15 protein-coding genes are annotated in these 23,678 nt (G+C 50.9%); 6 read left to right on the top strand and 9 right to left on the bottom strand.

Annotated elements, in window-relative coordinates:
• Positions 1-3: 3 nt before the first annotated feature.
• The 3 genes from FWJ25_RS06700 to FWJ25_RS06710 are packed head-to-tail and all read left to right on the top strand — an operon-like array spanning position 4 to position 3,147.
• Positions 4-924: a glycosyltransferase family 2 protein gene (locus tag FWJ25_RS06700; RefSeq protein WP_149599476.1), complete on the top strand. Its 921-nt coding sequence runs from the start codon at positions 4-6 to the stop codon at positions 922-924.
• Positions 921-2,450 carry an oligosaccharide flippase family protein gene (locus tag FWJ25_RS06705; protein ID WP_149599477.1) on the top strand — a complete coding sequence of 510 codons (1,530 nt, stop codon included), beginning with the start codon at positions 921-923 and terminating at the stop codon, positions 2,448-2,450. Before FWJ25_RS06700 ends, FWJ25_RS06705 begins: the two co-directional genes overlap by 4 nt.
• The gene (locus FWJ25_RS06710; protein ID WP_149599478.1) at positions 2,443-3,147 is read left to right on the top strand and encodes a hypothetical protein; all 705 of its coding nucleotides are present in this window, start codon (positions 2,443-2,445) and stop codon (positions 3,145-3,147) included. Before FWJ25_RS06705 ends, FWJ25_RS06710 begins: the two co-directional genes overlap by 8 nt.
• On the opposite strand, the gene FWJ25_RS06715 is transcribed toward FWJ25_RS06710, so the two are convergent.
• Complete coding sequence (locus tag FWJ25_RS06715; RefSeq protein ID WP_149599479.1) at positions 3,133-4,077, bottom strand: glycosyltransferase family 2 protein; 945 nt, start codon at positions 4,075-4,077, stop codon at positions 3,133-3,135. The two genes, FWJ25_RS06710 and FWJ25_RS06715, sit on opposite strands and share 15 nt — an antisense overlap.
• Positions 4,078-4,221: 144 nt before the next feature.
• Positions 4,222-8,751, bottom strand: coding sequence for a Kelch repeat-containing protein (locus FWJ25_RS06720; protein WP_149599480.1), 4,530 nt, complete (start codon positions 8,749-8,751; stop codon positions 4,222-4,224).
• Between the two features lie 179 nt (positions 8,752-8,930).
• Between FWJ25_RS06720 and FWJ25_RS06725 the strand changes: the two genes are divergently transcribed.
• A complete protein-coding gene (locus FWJ25_RS06725) occupies positions 8,931-9,917 on the top strand; it encodes a GNAT family N-acetyltransferase (RefSeq protein ID WP_149599481.1) in 987 nt (328 codons plus the stop codon).
• A 39-nt stretch (positions 9,918-9,956) separates the two neighbouring features.
• The gene (locus FWJ25_RS06730; RefSeq protein ID WP_149599482.1) at positions 9,957-11,492 is read left to right on the top strand and encodes an exosortase/archaeosortase family protein; all 1,536 of its coding nucleotides are present in this window, start codon (positions 9,957-9,959) and stop codon (positions 11,490-11,492) included.
• 19 nt (positions 11,493-11,511) lie between these two features.
• Here the strand turns inward: FWJ25_RS06730 and FWJ25_RS06735 are convergent, their stop codons facing one another.
• The 7 genes from FWJ25_RS06735 to FWJ25_RS06765 all read right to left on the bottom strand — a co-directional run bounded on the left by FWJ25_RS06735 (position 11,512) and on the right by FWJ25_RS06765 (position 22,843).
• Positions 11,512-13,497: a PA14 domain-containing protein gene (locus tag FWJ25_RS06735; RefSeq protein WP_149599483.1), complete on the bottom strand. Its 1,986-nt coding sequence runs from the start codon at positions 13,495-13,497 to the stop codon at positions 11,512-11,514.
• A gap of 174 nt (positions 13,498-13,671) precedes the next feature.
• Positions 13,672-16,374: a tetratricopeptide repeat protein gene (locus FWJ25_RS06740; protein ID WP_149599484.1), complete on the bottom strand. Its 2,703-nt coding sequence runs from the start codon at positions 16,372-16,374 to the stop codon at positions 13,672-13,674.
• Between the two features lie 52 nt (positions 16,375-16,426).
• A complete protein-coding gene (gene prsR / locus FWJ25_RS06745) occupies positions 16,427-17,800 on the bottom strand; it encodes a PEP-CTERM-box response regulator transcription factor (RefSeq protein ID WP_149599485.1) in 1,374 nt (457 codons plus the stop codon).
• A gap of 133 nt (positions 17,801-17,933) precedes the next feature.
• Positions 17,934-20,060: an XrtA/PEP-CTERM system histidine kinase PrsK gene (gene prsK, locus FWJ25_RS06750; protein WP_149599486.1), complete on the bottom strand. Its 2,127-nt coding sequence runs from the start codon at positions 20,058-20,060 to the stop codon at positions 17,934-17,936.
• A gap of 63 nt (positions 20,061-20,123) precedes the next feature.
• Entirely contained in the window at positions 20,124-21,071 is a 948-nt protein-coding gene (locus FWJ25_RS06755; protein WP_149599487.1) for an SDR family oxidoreductase, read from the bottom strand.
• On the bottom strand, positions 21,071-21,886 hold the full coding sequence (locus FWJ25_RS06760) for a lysophospholipid acyltransferase family protein (RefSeq protein ID WP_149599488.1): 816 nt from the start codon (positions 21,884-21,886) through the stop codon (positions 21,071-21,073). Before FWJ25_RS06760 ends, FWJ25_RS06755 begins: the two co-directional genes overlap by 1 nt.
• A 36-nt stretch (positions 21,887-21,922) precedes the next feature.
• Positions 21,923-22,843: a D-hexose-6-phosphate mutarotase gene (locus FWJ25_RS06765; protein ID WP_149599489.1), complete on the bottom strand. Its 921-nt coding sequence runs from the start codon at positions 22,841-22,843 to the stop codon at positions 21,923-21,925.
• Positions 22,844-22,963: 120 nt separating this feature from the next.
• Between FWJ25_RS06765 and FWJ25_RS06770 the strand changes: the two genes are divergently transcribed.
• Positions 22,964-23,665, top strand: coding sequence for a 2OG-Fe(II) oxygenase (locus FWJ25_RS06770; RefSeq protein ID WP_149599490.1), 702 nt, complete (start codon positions 22,964-22,966; stop codon positions 23,663-23,665).
• The last annotated feature ends 13 nt before the right edge of the window (positions 23,666-23,678 follow it).

The following is a 23,678-nucleotide window of genomic DNA, read 5'->3' on the forward strand; positions in this document are numbered from 1 at the left end:
TTAATGGATATATCCGTACTTATTGCGACTTTTGCGCGAGAGGAATCCTTGTCACGAACTCTCGCATCCATCAGTCGCAACGTTTTTGATGGTGAGATACAAGTTTTAGTGGCGGATAATGCTGTTAGAAACGAAACAAAGGTGCTTTGTGATAGGTATTCCAATGAACTTAATATCATATATGTCGAGGCACCGATAAAGGGAAAAAATAATGCTCTTAATACCATAATTCCGTCTGCTAATGGACGTATATTCGTTTTTATTGATGATGACATTGTATTATCGAACGACTGGTTTAAGGAGATCTGGGAAGGGACAGAGCGATATAAGGGGGCTACGTTGTTTGCCGGGAAAGTTGTGCCAGAACTTCCCTCCGGAATGCTTATGCCAGACCATTCGATGGTAGAGAAATTCGTTAATGCAGGCAACTGGGATCTTGAAGAGGGCCCGATCGAGAACCATCAGGTCCTGGGTACTAGCATGATCGTCCGCAGGCACGTATTTGACGAAGGCATGAAATTCAACCCGGATGTTGGTCCTTGCGGACAGGATTATATGATGGGGAGTGAAACTGAGTTTAATTTGAGGCTTTTCTTCTACGGTCACACTGCAATTTACCTACCCAAAGCCCGCTCATTTCACTCAGTCCGCACGGTTCAGGGATCGGTAGAATGGTGGCTTAAACGCATGAAAAGAAGGGGAAGGGGGAGCGTTCTTATGCAGCCAGAGCCAGATGTGGTTCGGTTGTTCGGTGCGCCCCGGTACCTTTTTAAGCATTGTCTTCAAAGTTTAATTTTTATGCTTTTATACAGAGTGGTTGGAAATCGGGAAAAGTTTATTCATCAAAAATCAGACTATCTGTTTACTAGAGGAAAGGTTCAACAGTATAGAGTTGATTATTCAGGAAATCGAAGATCACTATGAATCTGGCTAAGGCATTAGTAAAGGGCTCGCTGTTTAGAACGTCACACACGCTGATTACGATGATCGTCAGCTTTATCATGATGCCGGTACTCATTGAAGGTCTTGGTGATCATTGGTACGGAATTTGGGCGATAGTGGGTGGATTTATCGGCGTCTACTATACGTTCGATCTTGGTGTTACGAGTGCAGTTTCCAGATATATTAGTCGATACCTTGGGAAAGATCAGTCTGATAATGTCAATGCGGTAATCAATACCTCGATTGTAATATTTTCGGTATTGGGGGCTGGGATTTTCATACTCTCGTTGGTTATTTCGATTTTCTCGGATAACTTTGTAGATAGCGTTGATGATTCACGACTTATCTCAACACTTATTATCATAACAGGACTTTCGGTTGCACTTGAATTTCCGTTTAATTCGTTTGCAGGCATTGCTGAAGCCAAGGCTCGTTATGATCTTATTGCGCTTTCCAGAATTATTATCTTGCTCACGTCAAGTGCTTTCACATATTACTTCGTAATCTCCGGCTATGGAGTATTGTCAGTTGCAATAATAAGTTTCTGTTCTGCAAGGCTTTCTAATTTAGTTTATTTGTTAATTGCGCTAAAACAGTTTCCTAAAATAAAGTTTGGATCAAGATATATAAAAAGAAGCACTTTCAAGGAATTGTTCTCATTTAGCTTATGGTCTTTTGCAGTCGAATTGACAGGAAATCTACCCTATCGAACCAATCCGATAATTATTGGTTATTTCCTTTCAGCATCGTCTGTCACAGTTTATGTCGTCGGGCAACGATTGGTAGAATACTCTACAAAATTCTTATACCAGGCCACGAATATGATGACCCCCGTTTTCTCTCGTTATCACGCTACAGGAGATTATGAGGGAATCCGGGAAAAGACTGTTCTTGTTACCAGAATTAATGCGTTCCTAGGTTGCTTGGCAATAAGTGGGTTGATTATATTTTCGATGCCATTTATTGACAGGTGGGTCGGTCATGGATATGGCGAGGCGGTTAACGTTGTCTTTGTAAGGGTTTTTGGAACCATTGGAATATTCGTTTTTTCGCAAGTCAATAGCGTCCTTTATGCAATGAATCGGCACTCTATTATCGCAAAGGTCACGCTCATAGAAGGGATGTCTCTTGTCGTGCTTTCTATCATTCTGGTTCAATATTATGGAATTGTGGGAATTGCTCTGGCATCGACGATTCCAGGCCTTTTATTTCGGGGGATTGTATTGCCGGCGCTTTGCACAAAAATGATAGAGCTCCCTTATTTACGGCTTGTTAAGGAAGTTCTTCCGGTTATGGTATTTACCGTTGTATTCGCAACGTTGTACGATTATGTTCTTTATAACTATTTTACGGTTCGAACCTTTGGGGAGATTTTGTCGCATTCAATTATTTACGCGGTGATTTTTCTATTAAGTGTTGCATTCTTGTTTTTGAAAGATTATGAATGGACTCTTTTGGAAGGAGTGGCTCCTGTGATAAAGAAGGTTAGGAATAGGCGTAATGTTTAATGTCAAATTCGGTGAGCCCTTAACGGTCATAGTTTGTGATGGTAAGGGCAATGATATTTCCCATGTCGATTATGAGAACTCAAAACTGGTTCCCGTTAATTTTGATCAGGTAGAGGAGATCAACGATGCAATTTATAAAGCCGCTTCGAACTTGGTCCTCATTGTTCCTGGGAGTATAGACTTTTCCTGTGCCGAGCTAATTGAGTCAATGTGCCGTCATCGTCGTCTTGCTGTGAGCATCGGTGTTAATCGAGCGCTCTCGTCTGATGAAAATGAGTTTGAATCTTACCAAGCTATTTTAAATGAGCTAAATACACTAGACTGCTCAACGGATGGTCAAAGAGGCGCAAAAGAGCCAGTTTTGTTTTATCGAACGGCGGCTAAAAGAGTTGGCTATTTAGATTCCAGCATGGAGCAAGATGCATGGTTTTATTTTTTCCTTAGACTTAATCGTTACTACCCTATTAGAATTAGTGGCTTGGGAAACACTCTTGCTTCGGCTGGTTATGAGTCAGGTCACTTGTCAGCTGAATTGTTTTATAAGCTTTATAACAGTGAGAATAATGTCGAAGTTAGGGGCGATATTCTATTGGGGATTGTTTCTATATTAAATAAATGGTCATTTTTAAAAAAACTAAATTTTTTAGTCTCAACAAAAGATCCAGCTTTTATCCTCAAAGTGTTATTTTTTTGTTAAAGAAAGGGGGGGGCCGCTCTTGTGATATTGAGCTACTCCTAGCCAGGTCCAATACGACATAGTCTCGTCAAAATATTGATTGTGATTTCGGGTCAATAGAAAGGCCAGGGATCGAAGCTTCGACAGTGCAAGCTTTTTATAGATAAACCGGGGTATTCCTGCGATTGTTTTGAAACGACCATATTCGTCCGCAATGGCAGCTTTTCCTCGGCCCATACGTAAAGCCCGTTGTTTCATCCATTTAATTGATGTTTGTTCTGGCCTTATTTGATGAAGTACGTGAGCCTTACTTAGATATATGGACTTAAATCCAGCTTTCTCGGCTGGAATTAGAAGGGAGGCTTCGCTGCCCATCGTGTAATTTTGCTTTTGTGATGGGCCGACGGAGTTGTCGAATGCCAATCCGGAGTCGAAAACCTCCCGTTTCACCGCCATATTGGCTCCCCAGATATTATTGGCGGTAATCTCCTGGTCCTCTGGTCCAAGGTCAAGTATGCCATAGGCTGTCTTTGAGATTGGGTGTTCCAGATTTATACATTGGTCCAAAGCCCGCTCTGGCGGAAACGTTGGAGTTATTTTTCCGCCAAACATGTGGTAGTTCGGAAAGTTCTGACTACCTATGAGCATGTTTAGCAGCCAGTCCTTGTCCGCAACGATGTCGTCGTCTGTAAATACAAGCAATTCGCCCACGGAATGGGAAAGCCCTTTGCTAATTGCATAATTCTTTCCGGGCCTGGTTTCCTGTAAAAATTTAAGTGGAAGCAGGTCGGTATACGACTCAACTAGCTTTTGTGTTGATTGTAGCCCGCAGTTGTCTACGATAATAAGCTCCCAAGAAAATCCGTCAGTATTTAGGTTTTCGAAGCTTTTTAACGTTTTCTGAAGAATGTCATCCCTGTTGTAGGTTGCGAGGATTACGCTTATGTCCATTTTTCGTCCAACTGAATTGAAAGGGCCTAACCTAGTAAGAAGGAGGATTCTCGAGGAAAGGCCTAGGCACTAAGAAAGGGGATCCCAATTTGGAAATGCTACAAAAGAGGCTGGAAATATACCAGCCTCTTTTGTCGTCGAATTTCAGAATTTAAGAATTTCGTGGATCGATGAGAAGGATGAACCACTTTGTACGCCCCCACCAATAATGTGAACCACATTGTCGACGGTTGCAGTTGCAGCTCCGTGTCGAGGCGTGGGAGCGTCAGTGAGGCTGCGCCATATACCGTTGGAAGGGTCGTACTCTTCTGTTTGTTCGAATACACCAGACGCGTTGTTCGGATTGAATTCTCCACCGGTTATCTGGATCCGACCATTTGCATTGCCCACTGACATCGCACGCCTGCCAGTAGGCATGGGAGGGAGATTTTGCCAAGTAATACCTGTATATTTTTCGACAGACGTCATCGCTGGATCAGGAGAGGTTCCGTCTGGGTTTCTTATCCGTCCTCCAAATACCATTAACTCCCCATCTACGACGGCAGAGCCGGCGTTATCTCGACGATTTAGCATTGGCGGTCTGGTTTGCCAACTTCCCGAGGCGGGATTGAAAGATTCCACAGTAGCCAACGAGGAGCCTTGGCTGTCCATCCCCCCCAATACATAAATGTTTCCGTTAAGAACTTGTGCGGTGGCCCCGCCGCGTGGTGTGGGCATGTTTGCTAGCGACTGCCAACTGTTTGTAGCTGGGTTATATACCGAAGCATGCCCAACTGCGCCGGAAAAGGGAGCTGTCGATCCTCCAAAAACGTACAGAAGGCCGTTGTAAACAGCAGTCGCAGGGTTTTCAACTCCCGTGGTTGGCATGTCTGCACCTGGAGACCAAGTGTTGTTGTTTGTATTGTATATCCACAGGCTGGACATATGCCCTGATTCGTTTTTCCCCGCAATGACGTATATATTCGCTCCGATTGCGGCTGCGTTGGCGTCCAAAAGGTTAATGGGCGCTGGTGCTAGGGTGGCCCAGCATCCAAGGCTAACGGGTTGTAGCGAGGTTAGTTTGTTTCCTCCAAATTGGCCAACGAATAGAACGCCGTCCGGCCGCTTGGTAAGTGGTAGGGGATCATTGAAACCAGTTATTAAAGGTTCACCTTCCACTACTGTGTCGCCAGTTTCGTTTAGCATGACTCTATAGATATCGTCGCCAACTGAATAGTTCGTGAGCAAAAGCTGGCCATTTAAGTACTCTCCAACACATCCGGTTGCGCCACCATACTCGATGATCGCGTTCGAGGAGGTATGTTCACCGATTTCAAACAGCGGGGGCTCATAGCTCAAAAGTGGCGAAACGTTTTGATATGACCCGTCCTTGAACACGCACTCGTCCCTTGATGGATTTGGGTGGCCGTAGTACTGGCCTTCTTGAACTAGAAGTAGAAGGTCTGGTTGGGGGCCGGGGTTGTGACCGCCATCTTTGTAGCTGGCTGTGCTGGCGAAACCAGAGCAATCGGGTTCGGGTTTGGGGGGGTATGTGCCGGTTACTCCTAAGCCGTTGTCTGTGGCGTACATATTCCCGTTACTATGAAAGACGAAATCATAGCTGTTCCTAAGACCCGTGGCATATGGCACTACGTCGCAAGGAGGTGGGCCATACATATTGAGCGTATTCGCGCAGCTTCCATCAAAAGACGCTGAATTAACATCAGCGACTAGGATCGCGGCGCTCAGAGGTTGCTCACCCCGCTCACCAAATTCTGTATTGGCCTGATTAGGTGCACCGGCGCCAGTATTACCGCCCATTGCGATATAGAGGCGATCATCCGATCCGAAATGTATTGAATTGATAGAATGATTGGCAATTGCCCTCGGTAACCCCGTAATTATGTGGTCGACCACTGAGAAATTTGATCCACTAAGTCTGGTAACCATACCTGAATCCACCTCGCCATTGTCCACGGATGGACTTGAGTGGGCTACCCATAATCTTACGTCGGCAGGAGTCGAGTCAGGAGATACAGTTATCCCCAATGTAAGTCTTGGACCAACATCATTCAGCAATGACTCAATAACCTGGTCGTTAATAAGATTCATTTCGGAATCAAAGGTCAGAGCATGAATAGTCCCAAATAACTCTGTTACATAGAGGCGGTTATCAGGGCCCCATACCATTGATGTGGGGAAACTTAAATCATAATTCTTCCGTGTGAATTCGACAGCGGTATCGGGTGATAAAGGTCCTCCGCCCGCTTGTAATGTGAATTCATCAAAACGGTAAGTTATCGGGACGGTCGCATTGCGGTGTGTCGCCAGAATCCCGGCGAAACTTCTTGTGCCAATTTCGGGATCTATACCAGCTGCGTCAAAGCTGAAAAATTCATCAGGAGGTGACACTGTTCCTGCGAGCTGACTATTCCCTCCTTCGATCTTGTAGGTAAGGTCAATATTTTTTTCGTATGGGTTAATAGACATCGAAAGCACAATGTCAGCTCCCTCGAGCGTGCTTAGGGTTATTGTTTTTTCTGCCGCAGGCTCACCAGCAAGTTCGAGGAGGTACTGAATGGATAAGCCTGCGGGTTTTGAGATAACGACCAGTTTTACATAGTTATCGTTATTATTGCCGAACCATAGCCCCGCTTGCTCATAGTTGCCAGAACCAGCCGGTATATCCAGGATTTCTGTTGAGGCCTGTGTTATTTGGTTGGGGGCGGCAAATCCTACTCCCAAAACGTTATCTTGGTTATTGCTCGCCAGATAATGGATGCCTGCTGTTGTGGTGAACTCCAGAACCCCTTCGTAGAAGCTCATATTAAGATTGTCAGGAAGGTATCCGTCACCCGTCCCTGTTTTATCTAACCAGGTAAAGCCTGTGCCCCAACCATTCTTGTCCGGATAATGGCCCTGACCTTCGGTAAAGGTAAGTTGATAGGGAAGGCTAACCCGTACGTCGCCGCATGGAATCGGGGCGCACTTGTCGTTGCTGGAAAGCTCCATGGAGACCGGTATGTTGATCGAATTATTGTTGGGCGATGAGATAGTAACTGTTCCGCTGTAGTTTCCGGTTGGCATGCCGGAACTATCAACACTGATGTCAATGCCTTGGGGAGTCGTTCCGGAGGTTGGATTGGCATGCAGCCAGGGCATATTGGTACTCACTGTGAAGTCGTGGTTGCCGCTGTCTGAATGACTCACATTGAGTACCTGGCTGGCAATCGGCGCATCTGGCTGCCCACTGAATGAAAGAGATGTGGGCGTTGTCAGTAAACCCTGAGGTCCGTCGGTTACCGTGAGATTGAAGGTAAGGCTGCCTGTGGAATATCCGTTAGCTGTTGCCGTTATACTCCCTGCATACACGCCCGCACTTAACCCAGCCGGATTTGCGGTTACGGTCACCGCTGCTGGTGTTGTTGAGGAGTCTGCGTTCCCTGTCAACCAGCTTGCATCACTGGCCAATGTAAATGCTGCATTGGAATCATCGCTCGCGCTCAGGTCAACAATCTGAGAGATTGGTTCAGGGTTGTCGATGTGGCGTGATCCGGAGAGATTTGTAGAGCTAAAGGCCAGTATTGGCCCCTGATTGGCGACAGTAAAGAAGTCTGTAACTTCATGGGTGCCGGAATCGCTCGTGGCGATAACTGCGGTGACGGTATGATCACCATCGTCCAGTTCATTGGTGTCATAGGCTATGGCAGAATCATCTGCGGACGTCCCTGCCATATCATATGGGGCTTTGTTTTCGGTTTGGTCAGGCGAGCCGGATTTGTTCGGGTTGTCGATGTAGAATCGAACTCGAGTGATATTCGGCTGTGTTGGTATGAATACGAAAATGTCGCCGGAAACTGTGGCGCCCCTGAGTGTTGTCTCGCCACCTCTGTCCGGGTTTGTGCTCACCATAAGGGAGAAGCCGTTGGGATTGTCGGCAACAACAGTGAGGCTAACGGAGAGTGTTGTGCTTGCTACGCCGTTTCCGCTGGCGTTGATGATGCCCGTGTATTCCCCGGGAGCCAGGCCTGAGGGATCTACGCTTATTGTGATGTTCAAAGGAACAGACCCGGAGGCCGGGGTTGTTGTTAGCCAGTCAGCATCGTCTGAAAGGTATATGGTCGAAGCAGTTTCTTCACTGGCCTCAAGGGAGACTTGTGCGGTTTTAACAACCGGGTCGCTTTCGGGTGTCGTAAATGCCAGTGTTGATTGAGAAAACGACAGTGCCGGTATGGTGTTGTTTACGGTAAATGCTGCTGAGAGTATCTCTGTAGTTGCATTGAGATAGGTAACTTCGGCGTATATGGAATGTTGGCCATCGCTAATGCTGGAGGTATCAAATGGATACGCGGTGTCATTAGGTGCTGTGCCTGCAAAATCATAAGGCCCCAGGTTTTCGGTTTGTCTGGGTGAAGCCGGCGGTGGTGCATCGAGATAAAAGCGGACCCGGGTTACGTTCGTGGGTGAGCCTATGAAAATATAGGCATCGCCCGTGAGTTCTGCTCCGGCCAGTGCTGTGGGTGCAGCTCGATTAGGTGCGTCACTGACCTGCAGGCTGGGGGCTGCCGAGGCTATGCCAGATAGAATTAACAGACAGGTGGCCACGAGCACATTCAGAAAACGTCGTGCTTTACCTGAAGTGAATCTGCCGAGTATATGAAATCCTGTATTATTCTTGTGCTGAATGGAGCGCATTGGCTTAATACCTCCCACCGAATGGAAACGACTTCATTCGGTAGAGGACGCATCAATGATGCCAGAGCCACTTTTTCGGCCAAAATACAGTCCATTATTCTGACTTAAGGTTGCGCCAATATTACAGGACTGTAAGTTTTTTCGACGCTGCCCAAGGCTAAGAAGGACGTGCCTTTATCGTGAGCCTTTTCCAAACTAACGCATGGCAGGACGCCTGGTGGGCGATATGGGGGAGTACACCCGGATTTCGTCATATTCAATCCTGTGAACAGGAAGTCTCTGGCCTGTATCAGGATGTATATAGGCTATACGGCTGCATACCCATCCGGTGTTTTCAGTTTATCGGTACTAACTACCGGCGAATTTCGACGCCACGCACGGAGTACAACTCCCTGTTTCATGGTGGCGATACTGTTTCAGGGCAGGAGCCTGCTTTCACCGAGTTGCTTGATTCAGGGGAATGGACCGAAGCTGTTTTTCGTGATGTGCGGGAAGACGCTCCGGATCTAGAAATTCTTCGACGTCTGGCTGTATCGCGAGGCTGGTCCATGCGAACGCTGGCCACCGATACAGCTTATGCGGTCGATACCAGGGGCAGTTTCCAAAGCTATCTGGCAGGTTTGGGAAGTAATACTCGCCTCAAGCTCTATAACCGTCGAAAGATTCTTGAAGGGTTGGGCACTGTGGCCCTCGAGAATGCCTGGCCCAATCGCGTTGATGAGTTTTTTGATTTATTGAACCGGTTTCATCGGGTTCGTTGGGGCGTCGAGTGTTTCAATAAGGAGAGCCTGGAGTTCCACCGCTGTTTTCTGGAGCAGATTTCAAAGGATGGCGGTGGACCGTCCCTCTCGTTACTACTTTGTGGTGATCGGGTTATATCGGTTGTCTACAATGTTTGCTATAAAGGTTGCGTATATAACCTGCAGTCTGGCTATGTCGAGGATTTCCATCGAAAGATAGCGTTGGGAACCCTGCATCTGGGGTATTGTATTGAAACGGCATTTTCCAGCCCGACCCTTCAGATGTTCGACATGTTAGCGGGAACAGGAAAGAACGATAACTATAAGGCCCGGTTGGCAACTCAACATGTGGAACTCCGGTCAGTTATGGTAGTCAGGAGTTGGCTATCAAAGATCCTGTACCGTCTGAAAGACGGAACGGGCTGACCGGAACAAATCTGTCGACGGAAATAGAGAGCTGTATACATGGATCGTAGTTCTGAAGTAACTCTAATTGACCGGCTGTCTCCTTTGGTTTTTCTGGCGCTGTTTATCGCCGGGACCTGGCCGGTACTTGAGGGGATCGGCGCCCGTTGGTTGAAGTTTGATGAGTCGTATTCCCACGGGTACCTTGTGCTGGCGGTCAGCTTGTTTTTTTCCGTCCGGAAATGGCAGGAAACCAGGCCGGTTGCTGGTTTCTATCCCTTGTGGTTCATTCCTCTGGTTCTGTCCGCTTTCCTCTACCTGATTGGCGGTATCCTGCTCATTGAAGCTTTTCAGCAGGTGTCATTATTGCCATTGTTAATCAGTGGGTTGTTGGTGTTATGGGGCTGGAAACAGGCAAAGGATTTTTTCCTCCCCATTGGAGTCCTGCTGTTTACCATCCCGATCTGGGATTACCTGGCCTGGTATCTTCAACTGATCACAGTGGCGGTGAACCAGTTCATTCTTTCCTGGCTGGACATCGAGTTTATTGTTGAAGGGATCATCGTGTACTTTCCCGGAGTCGGGGCATTTGAAATCGCCCACGGTTGCTCCGGATTGAGATACCTGTTGGTCGGATTAACTCTGGTAGTTCTCTACAGCGAATTGAATCTGAGCCGGCTTCGGGAACGGGTCCTGCTATGTGTTGCGGGTGTTATCCTTGCGCTGGTAGCCAACTGGATCAGGGTGTTTGTCATTATCTATGTGGGTTATGAGTCGAACATGACCTCTTCGCTCATCCACGAACATGATTTTTTTGGCTGGTGGGTGTTTGCCGGTACCCTGGTTCCGCTTTTTCTATTTGCTCGCTGGCTGGAGCGGCGAGAGAGGCCAACAACGCTTAGTCGCGCTCAGTCTGATGGAGCAAGCCGTTCATCCGTCGGAGTGAAGCTCTTATTTTCCCTGTCAGTGGTTTTTATTGCCCTATCCTGGTGGACGGCGCCGGGAAGGGATGACAACTCAAGAGGGACATTAAAAGCCCATGAGAACCCTTTCGCCGGGGAGTTGTCAGAGTGGTTGCCTATGTTTCAGGATCACCTTCTTGGGTGGCAACCGACCATAGATCGCCCGGATCGCTCATTTGGAAAAACCTTCTTTTTGAGGGGTAATTCTGAATCCGGCTCTGGAAACGGGGAAAGGGTGTTCCTGGGGTTGTACAGCTACGACTATCAGCGGCCGGGAAGGGAAGTCGTGCAATATCGTAATCGCCTTTATGTTCCTGAATACTTTCTGCCAAATGTAACCTTCTCAGTCCCGGTCTCTCCATCCGAGGATCTGGCGGGGATGAGGCTTAAAGCACTTGGTGGTGAGCGGGAAATCTACGTAGCTTATGGCTACTACGTCGAAGGTCTTTGGGAGACCAATGACCTTGAAGCGAAGCTGGCGCAGCTTCCTGGCATTTTCAACAGCCGAACAGATGCATCTTTGCTGGTCATTGGGTTTGTTTGTGATGAGTGTAATGGCGCCGAGCGGCTGAAAGCGATGGTTCCGGGTATTAAAAAAGCGGCCCAGAATTATCTGGACCGCTTATACAATTAAGCAGGTAGGCGCCGGCTTGCTATTTAACCGATGCGCTAACCATGTCAGAGGGCGCGCTCTTCAGCCCGTCCAGGTCTACCACCGTTACCGTGAAGTACCAGGTTCCTGCGGACAAACCTGTGATCGTTTCTGATGTGTTCTCGGAGCTTACCTGTGGCCAGGTCTGGTCAAGGTTCGCAGAATCCTGGCCGTAGTGGATGAGGTAATAGGCTATTTCGCTAAGGGAAATAGATGTGCCATCGACCCGGGTCCCCGGGGCTGTCCAGGATAGGGTAACTTCACCAACGGAAGGTTCTGGTGTGGGGGTTACAGTCTCCGACCCTGATCCGTCACCACCGTCGGCCACCGATTCGAGCGTAAATGGATCCAGACTGGATTCGTACGCTTCCAGATTGCTGATACCGCTTGCGTTGTTAACGGATGTTGCATCGTTGACATAGGCATCCAGCCCATATTTCAGTTCCCAGACATCCGGGATACCATCAGTGTCGGAGTCCAGTGTGCTGGTAGACGTCAGGTCATGGGCAGCGACGGTCTCGGAGATTGAAACGGCTGAGCCGGTAGTGGCATCGTTGATGGTTAAGCGTGCGAAGGCACTGCCACGCCCCTCGAAGTTCTCCATGGTAATACCCACGGATTCGCCAGCACCCAGCGATAGGGTGTAGCTGTTATCCCGGGTTGGGGCACCATTCCAATCATCAATCACTGTCTTTCCGTTCAGACGCAACCGCACGCCGTCATTGGTTGTGGTCACGAATTCGTAATTTCGGCTGCCACTGCCATGGGGGGCGGTAAACTCTCCACTCCAACGGGCACTGAACTGATCGTCAGGAAGCTCTGGCGCCGGGCTTCCTTTGCCCCAGTCAAAATCTATGGTCGGGTCATACTTGGCCAGTACAAAGCTGTCGAAGTCGGTTCCGCTGTAATACTGCCCGACGAAGCCGCTGACAAGTGTGGGCTCAGGTTCGGGTTCTGGTGTTGCCGGAACACTGGCTGCATTATCCAGCTCTGTACCCGCCAGGTACTCATCCAGATTGGAGTAACCGTCGTTATCCAGGTCACCGACCGCATCTATGGGGTCCAGAGGGTCGAGTGCAGAGGCAAACTCAACACCATCCGGGAGGCCGTCGCCATCGCTGTCCGGGTTATTTTCAGACGTGCCGATCAGGAATTCATCGGCAGCCACAAGAAAGTCGCCGTCGGGATCACTGGTCGCATCATTGGGATCATTGGGATTCAGACCGTTAACAACCTCCCAGTTGTCATAGATACCATCCTGATCCTGGTCGGCCGGCGGAAATCCGGGGTTGAATGCGAGTCCTTCATTGCCATCGAGAAATCCGACACGATAGCCCAGATTATATGCTTCCTGATTATTTTGCCCTGTATCGATAGTGGGGTTGGCCCAGCTGTAAATATAGGAACTGTCAATGATTGATTGAGCTATTCCTGGCCCTTCCCAAGCGACTTCGAAGTGGTCCCGTCCGTAGCCCTCTTTATGAAGTATTTCAAAGTAGTAGCGTTGGTCTGCGTTGAGCGATACGTAACGTGAGGTCTGAGAGGAATACTTGTTGAATTCATTTATACTTGTCCATGCCGGGGCCATGGACAAAAGCTCAATGTTCTCAGGGCTATCGGATGTGCTGAGCCAGAACTCTGCTGTATCGTTACCACTTATAAAAAAGCGAAATTGGCCTGCAGTTGGTGGTTTGATAAACCCCCGGACATACGAACCAAAGTACTCTGCTCTGTTCTCAGGCCCTTCGAGACTTGTGAGCTCGCCAACCTCGTCGGGATTATCCGGGAAATTAGGAGATGAGGTCAGCGTCGCAACTTCCGCTCCGTCAATATTATCGAAATAGCGAACTTCTACGACCCCTTGCTGGCTTGTCTCGGGCAACGCCGCAGTAGGTGGCTTATTCTCGATGTCACGATACTGCCAGCTCTGACATCCTCCTATGAATACGATGGTGCTTCCCAGCCCAATTACCTTTACAACAGACATAAGCCACCCGCTTTCTGTTATTAAGTCAGTCTGTTAAGTATTGTGTCGCGACGTAACCTCTGCCAGTCGCTGGTAGGACTGTTTCGGTATTTAAGTGCGGCTGTTATAGCGGATAAAACTGAGGCAATAAAAAAAGGGAGCTCACGGAGCCCCCTTTTGGATTGGCGGCAAGGTTCAGCCGTTACTGCCGACGCTGTCCAGGATGGCTTTGGCCTCTGCGGTTCTGCCAGCAGCCTTGTAAGCTTCCGCCAGGTGCAAGGCAATTTCGTCAGAATCCGGCTCGAGTTGGTGAGCTTTTTCAAGTACTGGCAGGCTTTCATCCGCCCGCCCGGCCTTGAATAGAATCCAGCCATAGGTATCTGCTATCGCAGCATTTTCAGGGCTCAGCTCGTAGGCTCGGCCTGCCAGCTCCATCGCCCGCTCATTGCCTGCTTCATGATATAGCCACGCCAGGTTGTTAAGGACAATGATGTTGTCAGGAGCGATGTTAAGTAACGCTTCATAGGCAGATTGCGCTTTCTCATTCTGCTGCTGGCTCTGGTAGAGCAGGGCAGAGTTCATCAGCAATGCAGGATGGGCCGGGTATTTTACCAGGGCGGAATCTGCAGCTTTGACAGCGTTTTCGCTCTGGCCGTCCTTTTGCAAGCTTCGGATATAGGCGACCTGAGTGTTGGGTGCGTCAACTTTTGCCAGAGCGAGTTGATAGAGTTCAGCTGCTTGCTGGTATTCCTCATTTTGCTCATAGAAAGCCGCTTCAACAAGATAAGGGTTGGCTGACTCAGGATGGCCCTGCTTCACCTCCTGAATGATTCCCCGAGCTGCATTTGGCTGGCCGGACTGGAATGCCAGTTCGGCAGCCTGGATCGCAATCGGCTCGCTTTGCGGAAATAGTACCCTTGCACGATCCAGAATGGCCTTGGCTTGATCGGGAGATTGCTCGCGGACGCGGTTTGATGCTGCGCTGTAGATGTTGATGACGGCCGGTTCAGTGGCTGCTGGCGTCTGTGGTTCAGTGCGTTCAAGCAACTGAGCGGAGAGCTCATCTGCACGAACGTGATCTCCATTCAGTAGTGCTGATTCGAGAAGAAGAAGCCTGGGACCAACCGCTTCTGACTGGCGTTCTGCGAGTTGCGTCATCAGTTCAATGGTGGCATCGCCGGTGCTCACACGGGCATAGCCGGCGATCGCCGCGCGATTGTCCGCATCCAGATCCAACGCACGCTTGAAGTAGCCTCGGGCTTCATCAGGTGCATCTTGAACCACAGCAAGATTGCCCAGTGCCACCAGTGGAGCAGGTGAGTCTGGAGCGGCGTCGGCCGCCTTGGAGAAGTAAGATTCGGCCTGCTCCGGTTCACCGGAATCAAGTGCCAGTTGCCCACGGGTCAAGACTGCTCCCATGCTGTCCGGCATGTCCTTCATCCATACCTCTGCTTCTGCAATCGCTTTGGGAGTCTGATCGGCATTCACGTAAGCCCGGATAAGGATAAGACGTGCAGTTTCTTTGGTGGGCTCCGCTTTAATGACGATCCTCGCGTTGTTGATGGCATCGTCAAACCGTCCGATGCCTGTCAGATATCGGGCATATCTCAGGCGCAGTTCATGGTTATCCGGATTTTGTTCCAGAGACTGCTGAATCAGAGCCTCGCCCGCCTGCTGGTCACCGGTGGAGAGTGCTGCAATACCGGCGAGCGCCAATGTTGACGGGTTGTTGTCAGAGTCACCGAGTTTCTCGAGGACAGATTGTGCACCTTCAGGATCGTGAAGCTGCAGGCGTGTTGCGGCGAGCAGACGATTGGCTTCGCTTGACCCTGTCAGTTCAGCAATAGGTGTCAGTAGCTTTTCCGCCTCTTCCACCCGGCCTTGACGGAAGCGGATCATCCCCAGCATCAGGTTGCTTTGTTCGTGGGCGGGCGCCTGGCGAAGAATTTCCTCGAGGTATTTTGCAGCTTCCTCCAGTTCTCCGCGGCTGTACGCGTCCTTGGCAGCAATAAGGTTGCTGCGGACCATGCCGGGGCCTGACTTCGCCAGAATTTCCTCATAGACGAATGCTTCGGCGGATTTCCCCTCAGCGCGTAGAACAGAGATCAATGAAGAAATGGTTTCATACTTCTTGCGGGTCATCACATCGACCTGTCCGATGGTGTCCAGCGCTTTGATATAGGCCTCTTCTGAGGTCTCCCATTGTTCGCGGCCCTGAGCCAACTGAGCTTTCCAGAGCCACAATTCAGGCTCTTCCGGATCAAGTTTTTCGGCCTGGCTGACATAACTGTCAACCCCGGCCTGATTGCCCTGGCTGAATGCAATGCGGGAGAGCCCGATTAATGGGAGGGGGGAGTTGCCATCGATGGCCTGAGCGGCCTTGTATGTATCCTCTGCTTTATCCCGTTCGCCAGATGCGTGATAGATGCGCGCTTCCAGAAGTTTGGCTTCAAGCTGGTTGGCTCGGTCGTCAAATGATGCAGAGGAAAGGGCTGCCAGTGCCTGATCAAATTCCCGTTGGTAGAAATTAGCCTCAGCCCGGATCAGGCTGGCCCGGTTCTGATTGGCCGGGCTGATTTCCGTTTTATTCTCTTTCATGGCCTCCAGGAGCTGATCAAGCTGGCGCTCTGCATTTTCGGCGTCGCCGGCTTTCAGGAGGTTCTCAAGAATAACGAAGTAGGGATCCGGTTGGCTGGCCTGAAGCTCGATGGCACTGCGAGCCTCCAGAGTACTTGCCTTCAATTCCCCCTGACGCTGAAAAAAACGTGCCTGATCCAGGTGGCTGATGTACTGAATTTCTTCCTGGGACATTTCCTGGGACTCTTCGCCGCATCCAGCCAGAGACAGAGCAATGGCCGTGGAAAGAAGAGTAATACGCGCTGCCTTTAATGCTTTCATGCCCTGTTCCTTCGTTAATCGGGTCTTGTTTTGAATTCCGTGCTGTCGCATATCAGGTTCCGGTTTCTGTCTGGGATGTGTCGATCCGGTATTTGTCCGTCAGGTTATAGAGTGTAGGCCTGGTAACACCGAGCAGGCGGGATGCCTGGGCCATGTTGAAATTGCAGGAACGAAGCGCCTGGATAATGGCCTGTCGTTCTGCAATTTCCCGAACCTGCCGCAGGTTCAATTGATTGCCCATCGCTGTAGCATCGCAGGGGAGTTCGAGGTCCTCAGCGGTCACCCGCTTGCCGTCAGCCATGATGGTTGCCCGTTTTACTTTGTTGATCATTTCCCTCACGTTACCTGGCCAGTTGTAGCTGGTGATGGCATTGACTGCATCTTCTGAGAAGGAAAGGTTATGGCGATCCATTTCCTTGCCCAGGTTCTTGAGAAGGGACTGTGCTATGACCAGAGAATCGCCTTCCCGTTCCCTTACCGCGGGAACATCCAGAGTGATTTCGCTGATTCTGTAGTAGAGGTCCTCCCGGAAATCGCCCGCCGTGATGAGCTCTTTGACATTTCGATGAGTCGCGCAGACGACCCGCACGTCTACCGGTATAGGTTGAACGGAGCCGACTCTGTCCACCATCCGTTCCTGAAGAAAGCGAAGCAATTTGGCCTGCAACGCCATTGGCATATCGCCGATTTCGTCAAGGAACAGCGTACCGCCGTTGGCATTCTCGATTTTGCCTTTTTTGCTCTGGGTTGCGCCGGTAAAGGCACCTTTCTCATACCCGAACAGTTCGCTTTCCAGCAGGTTTTCGGGGATGGCAGCGCAGTTTATGGCAGCAAAGGATTTGGAAGCTCTGGGGCTGAGATCGTGGAGTGCACGGGCAAGGAGTTCTTTACCAGTGCCGGTTTCACCTGTAATCAGTGTCGTTACGTCTGTGGGGGCCACTTTCTCAAGGGTGCGGCAGATGCTGAGCATCTGCGGGCTGGCGGCGACAATGCCTTTGATTCTGGTACCGTTGCTCTGGCTGGCCAGCGCCTGGTTTTCCCGTTCGAGTTCGGCAAGCCGGAAAGCGCGGTTTACAACGAAGGTAAGAATGTCCGCATCGAGGGGTTTCTGGTAAAAATCAGAGGCTCCCATGCCGATGGCTTTGACTGCATTTTCCTTGTCTTCCCGACCTGTCACTACAATGACCTTGGTCAGCGGCGCAAGGCGGAGAATCTCTTCAAGGAGCGCAAAACCTTCGGTGGCGCCGCCGGGGTCCGGTGGCAGCCCGAGATCCAATGTGACGACATCCGGCTCTTCGCGTCTCAGCGCAGCGAGCGCTGTTTCCCTATCAGAAGCCACGGCCACTTCCAGATCTTCACTGAAACACCACCGCATCTGGCTTTGCAGGCCGGGGTCGTCCTCAACTATCAGGAGTCGTCTAGTCACAACAGCAACATATCCCTTGCTTGTATTGTTAATAGTGCCGGAACATTCCGTCCCGATTCTTCCCTAATTCAAATTCTTAACCGAACATTGACACTTTGCAATGCTTGTCTTTTGGAAATTCCTGAATTGACGACTATTTGACGCCTTCTCTGGGCTGATAGGTGTCGGAAATCGATCGATGCCCCTGCTCGACAGGCATATCGTTAACCAAAGGGATACGAACAGAGAAGCAGGAACCCACGCCGGGTTCGCTGGTAACATCGATATTTCCACCGAGCTTCTGAACATACTCTCTGGCCTGGTAGGCGCCGATGCCCATGCCGGTAAGTCCTTTTGTGCTCTCAAACGGTTTGAACAGCCGGGAACTGATGAACTCTTCGGTCATTCCTGAGCCGGTATCCTGAATGAACAGAACCACGTTTCCCCGGGCATTTTTCAGCGTCAGGGTAATCTCGCCGTCCTGTGGCGTAGCGTCCTGAGCATTCTGAATAAGATGGCCTAATACACTTCTCAGTTGCTCTGCATCGGCTCTGACCATGGTCGGGGCCGGGTTACCCTCAATCTGTGGTTTGGGTTGCTGGCGACCATAATGTTCAATCAACTGGTTCACCAATTGTGTCAGATCCAGCGGTTTAACCGGCTCGGATTCGCTCATGGTTGGCTTGCGAATGTGATCCACAAGATTCGACATTTTTCGGACTGCATGCTCCGTTGTATTGATCATGTCATCAATAAACGCCGGATTGTTGCGGTGTTTAGGGGCGTTCTTGACCAGTAGCGAGAGCTGAGCGATCACCGTTTTAAGATCATGCACCATAAACGCCGAGGCCTTGCTGACCGCCTCAAACTGCATGGCGCGGGACAGGCGATGCTGTGCATCCGCCTGGGCCAGAAGGTTACAGGCCTGGCGGGCAACGACTTTGATGAGGTCGAAGTTCTCCCAGTTGAGTTCCACTCTGGCATAGGGCGTGCCCACCATCGCTATGCCATACAATTCGTTATCGAGAAACAGAGGGATGATTAACCAGGCATCCGGAGTTTGGGAAATGGCGTCCGGTATTTCCAGCAGGTTGTAGCTAATGGGGTCGGCCCGGTATTCGTTAAGATTAACAATCCATTCCCGGTCCTTGAGGAAGTGGACAATGTCTTCGTGTTCGTCAATAAGAGTGTATTTCGGCGGGGTCAGGTTGATTGAGGCTTTCAACACATAGCTGCCCTGATCGCTCTTTAGCCAGATGGCGCCGGCATTGCTCTCTACCAGTCCTGCCAGTATCCGGATGACTCGCTGGGCAAGCGGTGGTTGCTCGCTCAGATCGGAAAGCTCGCGGGTCATTTTCAGCCATTCTTCGCGGTAGTCGTATTTGTAGTCAAAGAAGTTCTGGCTGATCATCACCATCAGCCTGGCCCGTATTCTTCGGGATACCAGCAGGGTGACCAGAAACGTCAGGGAGATGGCCAGGAACAGAACCTGGAGAGCTTCCCCCCAGTCGCCCCCAAGCATTCGGACGTAATAGCCGCCGATGGCCAGAAACAGCAAATAGCCGCCTGCAAACACCAGCGTACTTGCATGGAATACCGCGGAGCGAGAGAGCTGGAAATCCACAGGCTGTTTGCGAGTATTGATCACATTGACTGCGAACAGTGGAACGAGGAGGGCGTTAACCAGCCCGCGCGCGTTCCAGAACGACTCTGCAATTTCACCGAACAGCAGGGCGTCGGCGTACATGAAAAAGTCGAAAGCGAAAATGGTGGCAATACCGATGCAGATATATTTGAGGCTGGAACGACCTACACCGGGATTGTTACGCCAGATCTGCTCCACCAGAGACAGGCCGAGCAGAGACAGCGCTATTTGCCCAAGTACTTTGGTTTTACCGTCAAGGATCGAGAGTCCTGCAACAGACTCCAGCAAACCGAATCCACCGAGGAGGATGAGCAGTGCAAGGGCGGACACGCCCAGAACCCGCTTGAGCTGCCCCGTCAGGTTTCCTTGCCGAAAGGAGTCCCGGAGCATGGCGAACAGAAGGGTGATCCAGGTGGCGTCCCGTAGCAGTTCCAGGAAATACCGGATAAAAAAACTCGGGAAGTTCCAGAGTGATTGAGTCACCATGGCAGCCGCCCAGAGAGAGGTCACTATAGCAGCCAGGAATAAGGCGCGGTCGACATCCCGTCTGAGGTATCTGGTGGCCACGAGGATGGCCAGCAACCCATAGGTGAGGGTTGCAGCCGCGTGGCTGATCAGGCTGAAATCGCTTAGCATCCTTTGCTTCCTGCGCCTTTACTGCGGTCTATGGCACTTGCTATGGCACTTGGGGTGCCATCCCTAAACCGGCTTCTTATTATCCCGGTAAAACCGGAAGATCTCCATCAGCGGGCGCTTGGGCTCAAAATCGAATTCCCGGGCGAACGCTCTGCCGTCGATAACGACAGGATACTTGAAAAATGCCATCAGGTACGACGGAAAACTTCGGAGTTTCAATGTCCGGAGGATAAGTTTCGGCACGGCCGGTGGAATTGACGGGATCGGAATTCTTTTGCAACCGCAGAGCTTGAGGGCGTGCTGGTATGCCACCCAATCCTGTGGTGCAACATTGAACACGCCTCGAACAGGTTTCTTATAGGCCTGCACGATCGCATCGGACATGTCGTCGATGTGAATGAACTGCATCATGGGTGAAAAGCCGGCGAGTGCCGGGGCTCTCTCGCTGGCGAGAAGGTTGCTCATGGTATTACGTACGCCAGGACCGACGATATTGCAGGGGCGCAGAATTGTGATGTTGAGGTCTGGATAGCGCCACAGATAAATGTTGGCCAGGTTTTCCAATTCGACAGAATCGACCAGGTCTGCACTGAGCCCGGCACTTTTAAGTGGTGCGGATTCGTCAATCAGTGCAGGGTTATAGGCGACGGCGCCGTATACATGGAATGTCGAAAGTACAACGACCCGTTTGATGCCATATTTGTGACTTAGATCCAGAAGCTTTTGGGTGCCGAGTACGTTCGCGTTATAGCGCCGCATGCGGGTCAGCTGGCTCGACATGATGCGGCCAAGATGAATGACACCGTCAAACTGGTATCGCCGGAACAGGTCTTCGAACACCCGCTTGGTGAAATCGATTCGATAGCTCGGTATGTCGTCCCCGAGATACACCTGTTCGCGGAAATCCACCGCCACCAGGTCGCAGGTACCCCTGAGCTGATTGATGACTTTCTGGGCCAGCGCGCCAGCGGCACCGGTGACAAGAATATGTGGTCTGCGTTTCTCGCTCATCAGAACAGCCTTTTCCTTTCGCTGAGTCCTTTATCGATCAGTCGGCTTATCTCGGCTTTGACCATTTCGACGCGTTCCGTAACTCGCTCTTCCGGAATTTCGAGATCGTCGAAATACATGGGGGCGCCGACGTTGAGATGAACCTTTGCCGGGAGGATGACCGGTAGGGCAATCGGCGCATAGGGAATGCCGAGTGCTTTGGCTAATGGTTTGATATTCGCGATCGCGGGAATAGTCTCCTCGCAGCCGACCACGCCAACCGGAACGATCGGCGCGTTGTATTTCATCGCCAGGTGCATGAATCCATTGCCAAAGCGTTTGAGTTCGTAGCGATCCTGATAGAGTTTTCCGGAGCCGCGGACGCCCTCCGGAAAGACGATGACAGCTTCGTCGTTGGCCAGCATCTTGGCGCAGTTAACGGGGTCTCCGAGCACTGCGCCAACTTCGTTAAGTAGGTTGCCCAGCCAGGGTACGGTTGGGAAAAAGCGCTCAATCATCGCCCGCGGAATGCGTGGATCTTTTTTGCGGGACGCCAGGGCATAACCGATCAGCAAGCCATCTATAGGAAGTTGGCCGCTGTGGTTGGCGATGATCAGAACCGGACCGTCGGCCGGAATGTTTTCGATACCATCGGCTGATACCCGGAAGTATTTTTCGTAGATCTGTTTGGTTAGGGCGAAGCCGTATTTGATCGCCTCGTTGTTGTAACCCCAGGGGTCATATCCGAGCGTCCCGATGGGTTTGCGAATACGGTTGATGTGCTGATCCAGTTCCTCCGGAATCAGACGGGATTTCAGAAAAGTTGCCAGGCTCATACTGTTTCCTGCTGCAAGGCTGGTTTGATCGCCGAGTTACTTGCGCCCGATAAACACCCCTAGGGTGTGGCTTTGTCCTTCATTAAGCACTCTGTAGTCACTTGCTGCATTGGCGGTTTCGACACAGAGCATGGTTTTCCAGCCACTATCGGGAAAATCCGAGAGTCTCGCGGCTTTATCCGGTCCGGGATTCCACACCACTGTGGAATCGCTTCCAACCGAGGTCAGCTTCCTGCTACCCAGTGGCGTTACAACGGTAAGCGATTCTCCGGTTTCGTAGATGCGGTCGGTTTCTCCGTGAAAATAGACTGGGCCTTCCTGGGTGCGATACTCCCAGTTCTCCAGGGTGTCAATGTAATGGCTTTGGCCAAGGCCCAGCAGTCGCGTGCGTTCAATGTCCGGAGTTGGTAAGTAGGTGTGTAGTGCCTGGCTGAATGCCAGGGGGGAAGTGCCGAGGTTGGTCGTGGTCAGGGCAATCTGGCAACCTTTTACCGAAAATACAAAGGTAATCAGCGCCAGTGCGCGACCAGTCCATACCTCGCTGAAATCTTCGTTTGCATCCTGAGACAGACTGATTTCTACCTCGTGGGCATTCTCCCTCACATCTTCAAGTTTCCACAGAGCCGTGCGGGCGAAGCCGTGGGCGGCCCCGGTGTTAATGCGCTTGCGTACCTCCGGCGGATTCCGTGCCGGATCACCAAACCATGGCCAGCAGATGGGGATGCCACCCCGAATCGCTCTCCCGGGCTCGTAGCGGGCTTCACTGCTGAGCCAGAGCCAGTCGGTATGCTCCCGGGGTGCAAAATGGGCCAGGTGGGCGCCCTGAACAAAAAGTGTAGCCCGGAAAAGAGGGTGGTGAACTTCCAGGGCTTCCAGCTGCCCTATGGTGTTCCAGCGTGTGAAGGACCATTTGCCGGGAGGTATGGAAAGAGGTGGTCTGTTACTGCTTTCAGACATGGTTTGATAGAGCTGTCAGTCAGTTTAAGGGTATATGCCTACACCTGAAGAGTAATTTAAAACTGCCCGCCCGGCGAGGAATGAGCATAAAATACTCGCAATTCTCTTTGGAGGTCTGTGATGGACTCTCAGGTTGTGACTCCGCTTCAAGATGCGTTGCCGGAAAAACCGGGAATCGTGCCCGGCTTTCCGAACGTCGCTGACGATTGGCTTGACCTCATTGCAGACGGGTTGGGTGAGTATGGCTGGCTGACGCTGGATGCCTGTGCAGTGTTTGGCCGAGGGTTGTTGACTCAGATCGCAGAGGAAGTAGCGATTCTCGATCGCACGGATAACCTCCGGAACGCTGGGGTTGGTCGGGGGCTGGATCACACTCGGGACCGCTCTGTGCGGCGGGACAAGATAGCCTGGCTTCAGGGTGTGACTCCCGCCCAGCAGCAGTTCTTTTCATGTCTTGATGAGCTTCAGAATGGGCTGAACAGGCGTCTTTTTCTGGGGTTGAAACGATTTGAGGCCCATTACGCCACCTATCATGAGGGTGATTTCTATCGGAGGCATCTGGATAGCTTCCGGGGACGGGCATCCCGGGTAGTGAGCCTTGTCTTGTATCTCAACGAGGGGTGGCAGTCCGGTGATGGCGGGGCGTTACAGGTCTTCAACCGGGATAACGAGAATGAAGTTTGTGGCGTTGTTACGCCAGAAATGGGGCGAATGGTCATTTTCATGAGTGAAGAAGTGCCCCACGAAGTACTGCCCGCAAACCGCACCAGGTACAGCGTGGCCTGTTGGTTCCGACAGGATGAGGTTCCAATACCTCTTTGATATGGATGGGAAT

Origin of the sequence: Marinobacter salinexigens, from assembly GCF_008370345.1 — a bacterium.
Lineage (GTDB): Bacteria > Pseudomonadota > Gammaproteobacteria > Pseudomonadales > Oleiphilaceae > Marinobacter > Marinobacter salinexigens.

Coding starts and splice junctions, on each gene's coding strand:
- FWJ25_RS06715 (WP_149599479.1), bottom strand. CDS start 4,077: ATGGACATAAGCGTAATCCTCGCAACCTACAACAGGGATGACATTCTT.
- FWJ25_RS06760 (WP_149599488.1), bottom strand. CDS start 21,886: ATGAGCCTGGCAACTTTTCTGAAATCCCGTCTGATTCCGGAGGAACTG.
- prsK (WP_149599486.1), bottom strand. CDS start 20,060: ATGCTAAGCGATTTCAGCCTGATCAGCCACGCGGCTGCAACCCTCACC.
- FWJ25_RS06710 (WP_149599478.1), top strand. CDS start 2,443: ATGTTTAATGTCAAATTCGGTGAGCCCTTAACGGTCATAGTTTGTGAT.
- FWJ25_RS06705 (WP_149599477.1), top strand. CDS start 921: ATGAATCTGGCTAAGGCATTAGTAAAGGGCTCGCTGTTTAGAACGTCA.
- FWJ25_RS06740 (WP_149599484.1), bottom strand. CDS start 16,374: ATGAAAGCATTAAAGGCAGCGCGTATTACTCTTCTTTCCACGGCCATT.
- FWJ25_RS06770 (WP_149599490.1), top strand. CDS start 22,964: ATGGACTCTCAGGTTGTGACTCCGCTTCAAGATGCGTTGCCGGAAAAA.
- FWJ25_RS06735 (WP_149599483.1), bottom strand. CDS start 13,497: ATGTCTGTTGTAAAGGTAATTGGGCTGGGAAGCACCATCGTATTCATA.
- FWJ25_RS06765 (WP_149599489.1), bottom strand. CDS start 22,843: ATGTCTGAAAGCAGTAACAGACCACCTCTTTCCATACCTCCCGGCAAA.
- FWJ25_RS06730 (WP_149599482.1), top strand. CDS start 9,957: ATGGATCGTAGTTCTGAAGTAACTCTAATTGACCGGCTGTCTCCTTTG.
- FWJ25_RS06700 (WP_149599476.1), top strand. CDS start 4: ATGGATATATCCGTACTTATTGCGACTTTTGCGCGAGAGGAATCCTTG.
- FWJ25_RS06720 (WP_149599480.1), bottom strand. CDS start 8,751: ATGCGCTCCATTCAGCACAAGAATAATACAGGATTTCATATACTCGGC.
- FWJ25_RS06755 (WP_149599487.1), bottom strand. CDS start 21,071: ATGAGCGAGAAACGCAGACCACATATTCTTGTCACCGGTGCCGCTGGC.